This is a genomic window from Streptomyces sp. NPDC006476, from assembly GCF_040612015.1.
GTDB classification, from domain to species: Bacteria; Actinomycetota; Actinomycetes; order Streptomycetales; family Streptomycetaceae; genus Streptomyces; species Streptomyces griseorubiginosus_B.
The window spans coordinates 60,441-74,877 of sequence record NZ_JBEXPK010000046.1 but is presented as its reverse complement, the minus strand read 5'-3'; the positions used below and the strand labels follow the sequence as shown (position 1 = coordinate 74,877).

The window sequence follows — 14,437 nt, the reverse complement described above, 5'->3', positions numbered from 1 at the left end:
CGTTCGACCTCCTCGATCAGCAGCGGGGACAGGTACGGAAACAGCTCCAAGAGCACATCACGAGAGCACGCGATGCATGATCGCGAACAGTCGGCACGACCCGTACAACCGTCCGGATCACAAGATCGTCGACAGAACCAAGATTCGCGATGGCCAAGTGGCGAACAGGCCGATCTACGTTGCTCTGGCGGTCACCGCCGAGGGACACCGCGACATCCTCGGCCTGTGGGCCGGCGACGGCGGTGAAGGCGCGAAACACTGGCTGCGCGTACTGTCGGAGCTGAAGAATCGGGGCGTCGAGGACGTCCTCATGCTGGTCTGCGACGGGTTGAAGGGGCTGCCCGACGCGGTCGGCGAGGTCTGGCCGCGAACTGTGGTGCAAACGTGTGTGGTTCACCTGCTGCGGGCGTCGTTCCGTTACGCGGCCCGGCAGGACTGGGACAAGATCGCGAAGGCGCTCAAGCCCGTCTACACCGCGCCGAGCGAGGACGCGGCCACGACACGGTTCCTGGAATTCGCCGAGACCTGGGGCAAGAAGTACCCGGCGATCGTCCGCCTCTGGGAGTCCAGCTGGCCGGAGTTCACGCCTTTCCTTCAGTTTGATGCGGAAATACGCCGCATTGTGTGCACGACGAACAGCATCGAGAGCGTCAACGCCCGTATCCGCAAGGCCGTCCGTTCCCGCGGGCACTTCCCCACGGAACAGGCCGCCCTCAAGTGCGTCTACATGGCCGTCATGAGCCTCGACCCGACCGGCGCCGGCCGCAAACGCTGGACCATGCGCTGGAAGGGCGCCATGAACGCCTTCGACCTGGCCTTCGACGGCCGCCTCACCGCAGGCCAACTCTAGCCACACCGACCCCAGTTACACCGCTCGCTTTACAGACCCCTTGGCACTGGACCGATCAGCCTCGCTACGCCGGAGCCGCAGCGGTACGCCGTGCCTCCGCCTCTTCGCGCGCCGCCGGACGGCGGACAAACGGCGTGCAGACGGCGTACCGCCGCCGACTGCCCCCAACGAGGCTCTTCGTCGAGGCGCCGGACCCTTGGCGTCTCGGCTCACCTGGCTGGAGGTAACGCGGAATGAGCGGCAGTGCGAGGCAGACCGCACCACACGAGGTGGCCCCGGGCACGCGCCTGGTGTTGTACGCCTGTCTGCCCGCGACACTCGGTGAGGCCGCCGACCACAGCGTGGCCAGCGCACGGCGGCGCTTGGCCGATGCCGGCTGGGAGGCGGTCGAGACGTACGTCGACCGAGCGGCACCGTTCGAGAGCCGCGCCCTGTACGAGGGCTGGCACAACGCTCGGACCGCAGTCGAGCAGGGGAAGGCGACCGGGATCGTCACCCCTCTGCTCGTGATGCTGGGGCACCTGGAGGGGGACAGAGCGAACCTCGCTGCCTGGCAGGCTCGGACCGGAGCGCTGATCACGACCCCGTCGGCGGTCGTCGATGCCTCAGGCACCACGGTCCCACGGAGGTCGGCGGCGTGATGGCCCGGATGCGGCAACGGTCACTCCTGCAGCTGCTCGGCCAGGTCGGATGGGTGCTGCGGCATCCAGCGACGTACATCAGTCGGTTCGGCTTCGGCACCTTCCAGGTGCTGTTCCTGCCCTTCCTGGTGACCGCCACAACGTTGACCACGATCTACGCGGGCCAGTTCCGCTAGCCCCGGCCCGCGTCCTCGACCCCCCTCTCCGGATGCTCCGAATCCATCTCCCCCACGGAATCCGGTCAACCGGGGAGGGGCCGCACCCAAGGTGCGAATGCAGAAACCCGGCCCTGCGGCAATCCATACGCAGGCGGACAGCACGACGAACCGTTCGAATCCTTCCGACAGAAGAGGAAGCGCGATGACCGCAACCATGCTCACCCCGATCACAACGGCCACCACCGACGCATCCGCTGCGACGGCCGTCCCCGGGGCACCTGCCGACCCGTTCGACGTCGATCTGACCATCGTTTCGGAGATCGGCGCCGACCTGCTCCCCAAGGCGTGCGGCACCGGTGACGGGTGCGCGGCCTCCTGCGCCTCGTCCTGCGCCAGCGCCGTCTGACGACGGCCCGTGCACGGGGTCGGGGGCGCAGCCGCCCCGACCCCGCTCGTTCACAGCACTGACGGCGGAGGCATGGGGATGGGAAGCGACGGAAAGCTCTACCAGCACACAGGCGCGGCGCTGTTGCGGGCCGCCGCGATGCCGCTAACAGGTCTGCCGACATGGTGGCCTGACCCGTCCGATACGGAGGCGTGCGGCAGGTGGCTGAAGCAGGTGTGGGCCGATGCGTGGTTCGCCGACGCAGTCCGGCAGGCAAGCGGAGATCTCGCCACGCGGGTCGACGCGATCTGCGCCGGGCAGCCGACACGCTCCAAGCAGGTCCGGCGCGCCGCCATGGCCACCGTCCGCTACTTGTTGCGCGCCACCGGGCGACCGACCCCGTTCGGCCTCTTCGCGGGAGTCACCGCGGCCAGCGTGGGTTCGACGCCACACGTGAGGTGGGGGGATGCCCATCAGGCCGTGGCGCGGGTGGATGCCGAGTGGCTGGACGACGTCATCGTCCGCCTGGAGGCGTGCCCGGCCCTGCTCGAGCGCCTGGATGTCGTCCTCAACAACCTGGCGGCCCGGCGTGGCGGGCGGCTGCATGTCCCGCACGGCGGACCGATGGGGGCCACAGTCCGGCGCACGAGTGCGGTACGTGTGATCGAGCGCCTCGCGGGCGGGCCGGTCCGCTTCTCCGCCCTTGCCGAGCAGTTGGCCGCCTCCTTCCCTCGAACCGAGCCGCAGGACATCCGCACGCTGCTCGGCGCGCTGGTGCGCGAGAAATTCCTGATCACCAGTTTGCGCGCGCCGATGACCAACACCGATCCGCTGTCCCACCTGATTGACCGGCTGCACGGTGCGGACGCGGGCACGGTGCCGCAGGTCGTGCAGGTTCTGCACGAGCTGGAAGCGGTGCAACGCGCTGTACACGAGCACAACCGACGCCCTGCGAGCGCGCAAGGGCCGGCTCGGGAGGAACTCACGGGTCGCCTGCGTGGGCTCTCCGACGCGGGTCGAAGTCCCTTGGCCGTCGACCTGCGACTGGACGCCGAAGTACGGATCCCTAAGAGCGTCGCGCAGGAGATGGAGAGGGCTGCCGATGCTCTACTACGGCTCACGCGCCGACCGTCGGGCCAGGGTGTGTGGAAGGAGTACCAGGTCGCGTTCTGGGAGCGGTATGGCACCGGCACGCTTGTGCCGGTGAAGGAGGTCGTTGACCCGGCGTCCGGGCTCGGCTATCCAGCCGAATACCCCGGCAGCCGCATGACCGCACCGCCCCAGACAGTCTCTGGGCGGGACGAGCGGCTGCTGGCCCTGGCCTGGCAGGCACTGGCTGACGGCAGCAGGGAGATCGTCCTCACCGACGACCTGATCGACCGCCTGGCCGGCGATGCGCCGACTGGGCAGGAGGCACCACCCCATGTGGAGATGAGCGCGCGCCTGCACGCCGACAGCCTGCCCGCCCTGGACCGCGGGGACTTCACGCTCACGGTGACACCGGTCCGTGCCGCGGGCACACTCACCTCCCGCTTCACTCCGGTCGCCACCGGCACGGGACTCGACGAGGTCTACCGCGAAGTCCCCACGGGCGTCGAGGACGCGCTGACCGCGCAGCTGTCCTTCCCGCCGCTGTACCCGCACACAGAGAACGTCGCCCGCATCCCCGCTTATCTTCCACACGTGATCCCGTTGGGCGAGCACCGCCCCCCGGATGACACCGCGCCGATGGTCATCGACATCGACGACCTCGCCGTCACAGCCACGCACACCCGGCTGTACCTGGTCAGCATCTCCCGCCGTCGCGTGGTAGACCCGCAGGTCTTCCACGCCATGGCCCTGGACAAGCAACCCCCGCCCCTGGCCCGATTCCTGGCACACCTGACCCGCTCCTTCGGCCCTGCCTGGACCAGCTTCGACTGGGGGCCGCACGGCGCACAGCTGCCGTTCCTGCCGCGCGTCCGCTACGGGCGCGTGATCCTCTCTCCCAGCCGCTGGAACCTGACCGCCGACGACCTTCCAAGCCGCGCCGCGGACACGCGGGAGTGGACCGACGCCCTCGGCCGGTGGCAGAAGCGGTGGCACTGCCACGGTGCCGTCGAGCTGCGGGAGGACGACCGGACACGTCGACTCCAACTCGACGTGCCCGCACACGCCACCGTCCTACGCGCCCACCTGGACCGGGAAGCCCATGCGGTGCTCACGGAGGCGCCGGCCGAGGAGACCTACGGCTGGATCGGCGGCCACGTCCACGAGATCGCCCTGCCGATGACCAGCACCCGCCCACGGATACCCAACCCACTCTCCGGCTTCCTCCCCATGCTCACCAACAGCACCCTCGGGCCCGTACCGGGGGCGGTACAGGCACCCTGGCTGAACGCCAAGATCTACAGCCACCCCGAACAGTTCGATGAGCTGATCGGCACCCACCTCGCGCGGCTCGTGGCCCAACTCCCAGGTACCCCCGAGTGGTGGTTCGTCCGCTACCGCACCCCGCACGACCTCGACCACCTCCGCTTGCGCATCCGCACTCGCAGTCCCGGACAGTACGCCGCTTGCACTGAGCTCGTCGCCGGATGGGCCGCCGGCCTGCGCCGCGACGGGCTCAGCAGCAGACTCGTGTTCGACACGTACACCCCCGAGATCGGCCGTTACGGTCCAGGCGCTGCCTTGCGCTGTGCCGAGGCGGTGTTCACGGCCGACTCGGCCTACGCCCTCGCCGCCCTGCAGAGCCCCGGCGTCGACGGCGTCGACGGACGCGCTCTGGCCGCCGTCGGCATGGTGGACATCGCCTGCGGCTTGCTCGGCCCCGACGAGGGCATGCGGTGGCTGGCGAACCGGCCCGCGCCTCCGGCTCGCCTCGAGCGAGGCGTCAGCGACCAGGCCATCGAACTCGTCCGCCGCACTACGCCTCATGCTCGGGGCTGGGGCGAAGCGGTCGCCCGAACGTGGCACCGTCGTGCCGTGGCCCTGGCGCTGTATCGCGAGAGCCTCGCCGAGAGCATGGACCTCGACTCCGTCCTGGAATCCTTGCTGCACATGCACCACAACCGTCTGCGTGGCGTGGGCCGGGACGACGAGAGGATCTGCCGCCGCCTTGCCCGTCAGTCCGCCGTAGCGTGGGCTGCCCGGATGGGGGAGAGCCGTTGATGAACCACGACGCGCCGCCTACCCCCATCGGGCCCGGCTGGGGCCAGTCGCTGTACTCCGGCGCGGCGGGAGTCGCCCTGCTGCACGTCGTCAGGGCCGACACCGGCGAAGACGACAGTGACGCGCTCCGACCATGGGCCGCCGCCATGCTCAAGAGCCCGATCCAGGCCGCCGCCGAAGCATGCGGTCTGTACGAGGGCGCCCCGGCCGTCGCGTACGTCCTCAGCTTCACGCACGCGAACACCGCCAAGCGCGCCCTGGCGGCCCTGGACACACACCTCGCCGACGTCACACGCCAACGACTCCAGCGTGCACACGCCCGCATCGATCGCGGCGTGTTGCCCACCCTGAACGAATTCGACCTCATCAGCGGACTGACCGGGCTGGGCGCTTACCATATGCACTGCGGCCACAAGACGCAGCTTCAGGACGTCCTTACCTACCTGGTGCGGCTAACAGAGCCGATCACCGTCGAAGGGCAACGCCTGCCCGGCTGGTGGACCGGAGACAGCCCCGATCTGCGACCGACTTCGCGATGGCCCGGCGGACACGGCAACTTCGGCCTCGCCCACGGTATCGCCGGACCACTGGCGCTACTGGCAACGGCACTGCGCCACGCCCACACGGTGCCCGGGCAAACACAAGCCGTCACCCGGATCTGCGACTGGCTCGACCGGTGGCGCAACGGCATCGGCCCGCGCGCCTGGTGGCCGGAGCTGATCACCCGAGCTGAACACCGGCGCGGTGAACTCCAACGTCCGGGACCCAGACGCCCCTCCTGGTGTTACGGCACTCCCGGCATCGCCCGCGCTCAGCAACTCGCCGGCCTCGCCCTCGGTGACCGTGACCGGCAACACCAGGCCGAGCAGGCGCTGGCCGGATGCCTGGCCGACGACCAGCAACTCGCCCAGCTGACCGACGCATCCCTCTGCCATGGCTGGGCCGGTCTCATACGGACCGTCTCCCGTGTCGCCGCTGACGCCCTCGACGGCGAACTCGCGTCGCATCTAGCCCGCCTGAACGCCCGGCTCAACGAGCACTTGGACCAGAGCGGACTGCCGGACGGCGTCGGCCTTATGGACGGCACGGCAGGCATCCATCTGGTCCGCCTCACCGAGCCCGCCAACACGCCGATCACCATCCCCTGGGACCGCTGCCTGCTCCTGACGGGATGACGCCGTGACCACATCAGCGCACCAGAACAAGAAAACTACGATCTGCCCCTGCCGCACGCACGGCCGGGGACCTGCCGGAAGGACGCGATGAACACCACCACTGGCGCCTCCCCCGAGGACCTGCGCAACCGCCTGGTCGACGCCATCCTGCCGGCCGGGGACCTGCCGGAAGGACGCGATGAACACCACCACTGGCGCCTCCCCCGAGGACCTGCGCAACCGCCTGGTCGACGCCATCCTGAAAGAGGACCTCTCTGGCCTCCACGACGCACGCGTCGAAACCGCAATGCGGACCGTACCCCGCCACGCTTTCCTCCCCGACGCACCCATCGAGGAGGCATACGCCAACAAGAGCGTGACGATCAAGGAGAACCCCGACGCGGACGCACTCCCGCTGAGCTGCGCCTCCCAGCCCGACGTCGTGCACTTCATGCTGGCCCAGCTCGCCGTCCGCGAAGGCGACAACGTCTTCGAGATCGGGGCAGGCACTGGCTACAACGCCGCTCTGCTCAAGCACCTCACCGGAAAGTCCGGACAGGTCACCACCTGTGACATCGACGCCGACGTAACCGCCTACGCCCGCCGGACGCTCGACGTGAACGGATACGAAGACGTCCGCGTGGTCACGAGGGACGGCGCCTTCGGCGCCCCGGAGTTCAGCCCCTACGACCGCATGATCGCCACGGTCGGTATGTGGGATCTCCCTGGCGCCTGGTGGGACCAACTCGCTGTCGGCGGACGCCTCGTGGTCCCGCTGCGATGGCGCGGGCTCGCCAGGGCCGTGGCCTTCCAACGCGAGGAGGGGCGGATGCGGTCTGATTCCGTCAAGATGTGCGGCTTCCTCCCGGTGATCGGCCAGGACGGGGAGCGGAACGACTACGTCGACGACGGCCGGCTCGTCAGGCTCTATTGGGACGAGGACCAGCCCATCGCTCCGGAACTCCTTCGCGATGCGCTCACCCGACCCAAGTCGGTTGTCTGGACCGATGTGACGGTCGGCCCCGTCGAGTCGTTCGACGGCGTCTGGCTACGGTTGAGCGCCACCGAGCGAGCGACCTGTCGCATCACCGCGAAGCCCGCAGCGGTGGATGCAGGCCTCCATCGCTCCGCCTCACCAGCCCTGAGTCCCGCCCTCGTCGAGGGGGACTCCATCGCGTACCTCACTCTTGAGCGAACTGCCGACGACCCGGACGCCGAACCTCGGTTCCGGCTGGGAGCCGTCGGCTATGGTTCGGCAGGCACAGGCCTTGCGGAGCGGATTTGCGCGCAGATCCGCGCTTGGAGCCCGGCCCGGACCGCCGAACCCGTGGTCACCGCCTACCCCGCCGCCACGCCCGACAGCAACCTCACCCACGGCGCCGTCATCGACCGGCCCTCTATGCGGCTCGTCATCACGTACTGACACGGGTGGGTAAGGCCGTGGCTCACGAACCGCTGCTTCCAGAGAGACTCCTCTTGCGCAACGGCCGCGGATCTGCCCCTCGCGCAAGATGGAGTCCTCATCGCTGTGTATGCGCAATCGCCGGGAGGAGGGATTGCGCATACACAGTCGCCCTACGGCTGAACAGGGGCCGACGGTCACGCGTTGGCTCCAGCTGCGCAACCATGTCCATCCGAATGCGCATTCACAGCCTGGTTCCTGCGCAGCTCGCCGTGCGGGGCTGTGGTCGGAGCCACGGTCGGGGTTGCGCAGCCGTGGTCGGGCTGGTGGTTGGGGGTTGCGCAGTCGTGGTCGGGGTGGTGGTTGGGGGTTGCGCAGTCGTGGTCGGGGTGGTGGTTGGGGGTTGCGCAGTCGTGGTCGGCTTCATGGTCGGGCCTTGCGCAATCGTGGTTGGCTTGTGGTCGGACTTTGCGCAGCCACCCCATCAGTACGCTGCGCAGCCCGGTCTAGCCAGGCCGTTGCACATTCCAGGGGACCAGCCTGTCGGGGGCCTGGACGGGATGCCACACGGGCTCGGTAGGGCCCTTGCTGCGCAGGTCCGTCAGTGCCGCTGCCAGGACTGGCACCTCGCGCAGGAAACCGATCAGCGTCGGTGTATTCCTAGCAGCCGCGTTCAGAGCTTCGATGCGGGTGGTGACGCCGGCCGGACCGGTGCCGTCCAGCACGAACAACAGGCGTGGGAAGAGCGGATAGCGCCGCCGCCATTCTTCCTGCACCGGTTGCTGCCCGATGCTGGGACGGCGGCGGCGCCCCACAGGCATCGGCACGTAAGAGTGCAGGCGACCGTAGGAGGTGAGCTTGGCAGCCAGACGCTCTGGGCCCATCGTGGCCCGGTCGACCTCGACGAACGCCCGCGTCATCGACCCGTCCCTGCCCTCACGTCCTTGCCGGTAGTACAGCAGGGCGTCGGGGATGACGGCCTCGCCGCTCCCTATGGGGTGATGGACCTCGGGGATCCAGTCCAGGGGGCGGCACAGGTCGCCGCGGCGACGGGCGTCCTCGAGGAAGACGAGTGCGGTCTCGGTCACTGTCAGCGTGTGTCCCGACCGCAGCCGCGCCGCAGTCGGATCGGCGACCATCCTCGGAGGCCGACGTCCGCGCAACTCCGGCCACTCGCAAGCGACCTGCACACCATAGGACGTGGGAAACCACACCCGTAGCCGCCCGGCCTGAGGGAGGGTGATGCGGTCGACCAGCCCTTCCGCGCGCAGCTTGGTCATACGGCGCCTGGTCTGCTCGACGCGCACCTCAGGAGCGATCACCCGGTGCATCTGCTCGGTGGTGGCCATCCGGTACTGCACCAGCACCGCCAACGCAAGCCGGTCACCACCGCCGCCATCCAGGTCCGTCATCGTCGGCCCCCCTTCCCGGGGACAGGTGGCGTCGTCTGCCCGGCGCCACGCGTTCCCGCCACACCAACAGCCGACTGCGACCACACCCGCGACCACGACGGCCCGACCACGGTCACGATGCGACAACACTGCTGTCGACATGGCTGGCATCCCGGCCGATATCCCCGCCGACAACTGCCCACCCCCTCCCGCGCAGTCATTCGCATATACGCAGGTCACCACGTCAACGTCGCCGTGGTCTGCAGCCCGACATCCCCCTCTGCACACCCCATGCTCGCCCCGAACAGAAAAAAGTGAAGGGGACGGCGGGCGAACGGGCGGGCGCGTGCCGCCGGGGGATCGGGGCGGGTTCTCTTCTCGTTGCGCGTCGGCGGGCGCCTCCGCGCTCGTGCGCCGCAAGAAGCGGCGCAGGCGGGGAAACATCAAAGCACCGACGACGAATTCGGTAGCTCCCGGACCGCGCGTTCTCTGAGCGACGCCCAGAACCATGAGCTCTACGTCCGGCACCGATTCCCAGGGCGGCCCAGCTCAGTTGCCGGGGCGGACACGGGCAGGACGGATGTTCACGGAGCGGTGGCCTCCATGGCCGGGATCAAAGATCCCGACCACCCCGAGTCCTCAGTCGCGAGCGACGCAGAGGCTCCTTCTCTCAACCGAGCTGGACCAGGTTCGAACTCCCACCCGGCGCCGCCGCAACCGCCGCCGGCAGTGCCGTGGCGTACAAGCGGACGTCACTCAAGCGACCGTTCGCGTATTCGCCATACGTCCCCTGAAAGAGGCGGCGGCCGAACTGCACGGGCCCCGCCGCGTTCCAGGTCACCCCCGCGTACGCCTTGGTTGCGGACAGATGGCCATTCACGTACAGGAGCAGTTGCTCGGCGTCGGCGTCGTAGACACCGACCAGGTGCGTCCACTTGCCCGCCACGGCCTTGGCGCCGTAGGCCGCGGTGAAGGACGTACTGGTGGTGTCGTCGTTGTGGCGGCCGAAGGCCCAGACCTGGGCGCCGGAGGAGTAGTAGAGCTGGAAGCCGTTGGCCGCGCCGACGGACGGGTCGTCGGACTGGGAGACGAAGGTCGAGTTGGCGGCCGACAGGGCGTTGAGCTTGACCCAGGCCGAGACGGTGAAGCTGCCGCTGGTGTCGACGCCGGGGGCGGTCGTGGCGGCGTAGGCGGTGGTGCCGTTCAGGTTCAGGGCTGTGCCGCGGTCGGGGTCGGTGGTCCAGGAGGCGCCGCCGGTCAGAGCGGCGGGCGCGTCGCCGGTGGTGTCGGCGGCGCTGGTGCCCGTGTTGTCGTCGAGGTTCCAGCGGTGGGTCGCCGTGTCCGTCACCGTGCCCAGCGACACCGGGGCGGAGAACGCTGCGGTCGTGCCGGAAGGAGTGGCGCCCGGGTATTCGGTCAACTGGCCTGCCGTGTCGGTTGCGTACAGGTCGGGCTTGCCGTCCGGTCCGCCGGTGGCGCTGTTGACGTCGCCGGGGGAGGCGACCGTCGGGTAGGAGCGTTTGGGCAGGACCATGGGCAGGGCCGTGGCGGGGTGTGCGTTCCAGCCTGCTGCGGCCGTGCTCGTCCAGTTCTGGGCGGCGGAGTTGTTGCAGGTGTAGAGGCGGACCTGGGTGCCGTTCGTCGTGGCGGAGCCGGGGTTGTCCACGCACTTGCCGGACTGTGGGTTGACCAGGCTGCCGGAGGTGCCCGTGGTCCATTTCTGGGAGCCGCCGCCGTTGCACTTGTAGAGCTGCAGCAGCGTGCCGTTGTCCGTGCCGCCGTCGGTCGCGTCGAGGCACTTGCCGAGGACGCGCAGGGAGCCGTCGTCGTGCAGGACCCACTTCTGGGCCGCGCTGCCGTTGCACGTGTAGATCTGAATCTTGGTGTGGTCGGCGGTGTGGGAGCCCGCGTCGTCCAGGCAGAGCGTCCCGCCGGAGGAGGTCTTCACGGCGGACGTGAACGCGGTGCGGACCGGGGCATGCAGCAGTGTGGGCAGGGTGGTGGCAGCGTCGATGTCGATGGGGAACGTGTAGACGGTGCCGGACGTGTCGTCGCGGGCCCACAGGGTGGGGGTGCCGCCGGTGACCTTGCCGTTGCCGGTGTCGTCCACGGTGAAGGTGCCGCCGACGCGGCCGGGCGCGACGAGGGTCAGGCCCGACCAGTCGCCATCGCCCAACAGCCGCGGATGGCCAAGGTGGTTGACACCGTACGTCTGGTAGAGCCAGAGCTTGTTGTGCTCCACCGTGATGACGGCCGGGTGGTCGGCGTTGCCGTACACGTCCCCGTCGACGACCAGCTGGGAGATGTCCCAAGGCGTCGTGGGGTCGTAGCCCGCCTGCGCGCAGCGGTCGGCGGGAACGACGTCCGTGGACTCGCAGTCGTCCTTGGTGACGACGTCGTAGCGGCGCCCGACGAAGCCGGGGAAGGTGGAGTAGGGGCTTCGGGGGATGGCGCCGTCGTCCTTGGGGTCGAGGTCGTTCTTGACGACGTACAGCTGCTGCGTCTTGCGGTTGTACGCCAGCAGGTCGTCGTGGGTGTCGCCGTGCAGGTTGCCGCGGTGGGCGATCAGGTAGTCGTTCCAGGTGCCGGTGGGTGCGCCGGCTGCGGTCGAGACGATGACCGGGCCGTTGATCGCGGGCGGGTTGGTGTCGATAGGGCCGTTCTGCGCGGGTGCGGGGGTCTGGGCGGGGTCGTGGTCGCCGGGGACGAGTTCGAGGTCGCCGGTGCTGGTGGTGGCGAGCAGGTCGGGGCTGCCGTCGCCGGTGATGTCGCCGGGGGCGATCTTCGTCTTCGGGTCCCAGGGCGCGGTGAAGGTGTAACTCGCCGGGTTCTGAGAGATGTTGCCCGCCGCGTCCACCGCGGCGACGTACAGGGTGTGCACGCCCCAGTCGGTGACCTTTACCGACACGGTCCCGGAGGCCGTGGCGCCGTTGGTGGAGGTCACCTTCGCCGGGTCGCCGGTGGTGGCGGTGGGCTGGCTGTCGAGCTGCCAGAGGAAGTGGTCCACGCCGCTGGATTTGCAGCCCGCGGGATCACACGTGTCGGCCGGGGCGTTGTCCGCCGCGGAGACGGCGAAGTCGGCGACGGTCTTGTCGCCGGCGTAGGTGTCGCCGGCTCCGCTGCCGACCGGCGGGAAGTGCGGGTTGTCGGCGATCGTCGGCGTCTGCGGCGGAGTGAAGTCGGTGTCGAACCAGCAGTGGTCGCTGATCGCCGACTTCATCTTCAGGGAGGAGTTGTCCTGGGCGTAGACGTCCCAGCCGTACTCGTGGCCGTCCTTGAGGGTGAAGCCGATCGGTGCGTCCGCGTCCTGGCCGGAGGCGACCATGCCGCTGTCCGGAGTGCCCTTGTCCACGGCGTTGCCGTCAGCGTCCAGGTCGGTGCGGTCCCAGACGTGGTAGTGCGCCTCGGCGTGTTCGCCCGAGATGTGTGTGACGACGGTGGAGTGCAGTTGGACGTTGCTGCCCGCGTCGCTGTACGTGGTCGCGCCGATCCAGCCGATCGCCCCGCTGCCGGTGACGCAGTTGCCGTCCGCGCCCCAGGGCTTGGGCGTGACGTGCAGCTTGGTGGGTGTGTCCGGTGGGATGTCGAAGTTCGTCGTCAGGGCGAGGACTTGCGACATGCGCAGATAGTCGTCGTTGGAGCTGGTCTTGGACTCGTTGCCGAAAAGGCCGATGGTCCAGGTGCTCTTGTTGCCGTTGGCGATCTTCTGGACCTGGTCGTCGACGCGGAAGTGGGCGGTGCTGTTGCTGCAGTTGTTGTTCGCTCCGCTGGGCACGGTGGTCTTCACGGCCGGGTAACCCTTGTCCTCAAGGGTGTCGGGCTGGTGGTTCCAGTCGGTGTTCTCGTTGATGGGGTTGGTGGTGTGCAGGGTGATCGGCTGGTCGTGGGAGCAGTCGAGACTGGCGGCGTAGGTGGTGCTCACGTCCACCTGCGCCTTGATGACGGTCATGGACGGGTCGAGGCCGGAGGTGTTGATCGTGTAGTACGAGCGTTCCAGACCGACCCCGCAGGCCCCGCCCCAGCGCTGGTAGCCGACGCCCTCGCCGTTGGTCTGCGGCTTGTTGTACTGCGGGGCGTCGGAGCAGGCGGAGCTGGAGTACACCTCGTCGAAGGCGCTGGCCTTGCTGGGCACCGGGTTCTCAAACGGATCGATGTAGACCGGGTAGTGGGTGCCCGGATCGTCGAGTACCGAGGCGTCGGGGGCGAGCGTGATGCTGTCGGCGGTGGTGGTCATCGGCACTTGGTCGACCTGCGCACCGGGGCCGGGTCCAGTTGCCGAGGACGCGGCGGCGGGGAGCGTGGAAGCGCTGGCGGCGGCCGGCCGCACGAACGCGGCCGGCTTCACCGACGCCGTCTGTGTGGCCGTCGTACTCGAATCCCACATCAAGGGCGGTGGGCTCGTGTACGACAACGAGCCGTCCGGGGCCTTGGCCGTCATGCCGCCGGCCGCGGTGGGCGCCAGCGCCAGGCCGTCGGTGTCCGTCGTCACCGCCAGCTTGCGGACCCGTGGGTCGGCCGCTGCCTTGGCGTCGTGCACGATCAGTACGTCGCTGAAGCCGCCCTGGTCCGTCACCGTCACCGACAGGTCGACGCCGGGCAGGACGGAAGCGTAGAGCGCCGTGTCACCGCTGACCTGCGGCGATGGCAGGGTGAACGGCATGGCCAGGCTCATGCTGTGCCCGGCCGGGTCGGTGAGCGTGGCGAGCGGCCCGCTGCCACCGCCGGACAGACGCACGCCGCTGGGTGTGGCCCTGGGGGAGTAGCTGCCGTCGGAGCTACCGGTGAGTGTGGCGTCCACCGGCACCCATGCACCGTCCTGCCGCACCCGCACCGGCAGCACGGACGAGGTCCTGGTGAAGGAACCGTCCGCCTCGGCGGTCACGGTGTCGGTCTCACTGGTCAGTGCGTCGACTGACACGGACGTACCGGCGGCGACCGCCTTCGCCTGTGCTGCGAGCAACGGGTCCGAGGTGTCGGCGGGTTCGTCGGCGGCGACCGCACCGGCCGGCACGGCGAGCGCGGTCAGCAGTAGGGCGGCGAGCGCGGAAAACACCGCCGGTCTACGGGCTGGTGACGGCAACACGGAACAGCTCCTTCGCACGACGGACAGGGCAGACGCGAGATCTGCGACCATCCGCGCTCGAAAAGCCTGCTGGACGGCGGTCAGGGCGTCAGCAACGGCGTGCGGCGGTGATGTTCGCTCCCCCGGCACAAAACGTACACAGGAAAAGCCAAAAGCAATCACAAGGTTGTCATGGCATTGGCAAAGAGTCTTGAGGTTGGTTCGACGCCATTCCTAGCCTCCT

General features: G+C 69.1%; 8 protein-coding genes and 1 pseudogene. 7 read left to right on the top strand and 2 right to left on the bottom strand.

All coding sequences use genetic code 11. The features are described 5' to 3' along the window. Positions 1–139: 139 nt before the first annotated feature. The 7 genes and pseudogenes from ABZZ74_RS37215 to fxlM all read left to right on the top strand — a co-directional run. Positions 140–850 (top strand): annotated as a pseudogene (locus ABZZ74_RS37215) (IS256 family transposase); the annotation flags it as partial. Between the two features lie 233 nt (positions 851–1,083). Continuing rightward, positions 1,084–1,491: a hypothetical protein gene (locus ABZZ74_RS37210; protein WP_356772671.1), complete on the top strand. Its 408-nt coding sequence runs from the start codon at positions 1,084–1,086 to the stop codon at positions 1,489–1,491. A gap of 8 nt (positions 1,492–1,499) precedes the next feature. Then, positions 1,500–1,667, top strand: coding sequence for a hypothetical protein (locus ABZZ74_RS37205; RefSeq protein WP_356772669.1), 168 nt, complete (start codon positions 1,500–1,502; stop codon positions 1,665–1,667). Between the two features lie 184 nt (positions 1,668–1,851). Further along, on the top strand, positions 1,852–2,055 hold the full coding sequence (gene fxlA, locus ABZZ74_RS37200) for an FxLD family lanthipeptide (RefSeq protein WP_356772667.1): 204 nt from the start codon (positions 1,852–1,854) through the stop codon (positions 2,053–2,055). Positions 2,056–2,133: 78 nt separating this feature from the next. After that, positions 2,134–5,184, top strand: coding sequence for a lantibiotic dehydratase (locus ABZZ74_RS37195; protein WP_356772665.1), 3,051 nt, complete (start codon positions 2,134–2,136; stop codon positions 5,182–5,184). After that, positions 5,184–6,359, top strand: a complete 1,176-nt coding sequence (locus ABZZ74_RS37190) for a lanthionine synthetase C family protein (RefSeq protein WP_356772663.1) — start codon at positions 5,184–5,186, stop codon at positions 6,357–6,359. The genes ABZZ74_RS37195 and ABZZ74_RS37190 overlap by 1 nt, the downstream gene beginning before the upstream one ends. A gap of 178 nt (positions 6,360–6,537) precedes the next feature. Then, positions 6,538–7,761, top strand: a complete 1,224-nt coding sequence (fxlM, locus tag ABZZ74_RS37185; protein WP_356772661.1) for a methyltransferase, FxLD system — start codon at positions 6,538–6,540, stop codon at positions 7,759–7,761. A gap of 485 nt (positions 7,762–8,246) precedes the next feature. Here the strand turns inward: fxlM and ABZZ74_RS37180 are convergent, their stop codons facing one another. Together ABZZ74_RS37180 and ABZZ74_RS37175 are read right to left on the bottom strand one after the other, a co-directional pair. Beyond that, on the bottom strand, positions 8,247–9,152 hold the full coding sequence (locus ABZZ74_RS37180) for a replication-relaxation family protein (protein WP_356772659.1): 906 nt from the start codon (positions 9,150–9,152) through the stop codon (positions 8,247–8,249). 649 nt (positions 9,153–9,801) lie between these two features. Beyond that, positions 9,802–14,214: a LamG-like jellyroll fold domain-containing protein gene (locus ABZZ74_RS37175; protein WP_356772657.1), complete on the bottom strand. Its 4,413-nt coding sequence runs from the start codon at positions 14,212–14,214 to the stop codon at positions 9,802–9,804. Positions 14,215–14,437 lie beyond the last annotated feature (223 nt).

Coding starts and splice junctions, on each gene's coding strand:
- fxlM (WP_356772661.1), top strand. CDS start 6,538: ATGAACACCACCACTGGCGCCTCCCCCGAGGACCTGCGCAACCGCCTG.
- fxlA (WP_356772667.1), top strand. CDS start 1,852: ATGACCGCAACCATGCTCACCCCGATCACAACGGCCACCACCGACGCA.
- ABZZ74_RS37205 (WP_356772669.1), top strand. CDS start 1,500: ATGCGGCAACGGTCACTCCTGCAGCTGCTCGGCCAGGTCGGATGGGTG.
- ABZZ74_RS37210 (WP_356772671.1), top strand. CDS start 1,084: ATGAGCGGCAGTGCGAGGCAGACCGCACCACACGAGGTGGCCCCGGGC.
- ABZZ74_RS37180 (WP_356772659.1), bottom strand. CDS start 9,152: ATGACGGACCTGGATGGCGGCGGTGGTGACCGGCTTGCGTTGGCGGTG.
- ABZZ74_RS37195 (WP_356772665.1), top strand. CDS start 2,134: ATGGGAAGCGACGGAAAGCTCTACCAGCACACAGGCGCGGCGCTGTTG.
- ABZZ74_RS37190 (WP_356772663.1), top strand. CDS start 5,184: ATGAACCACGACGCGCCGCCTACCCCCATCGGGCCCGGCTGGGGCCAG.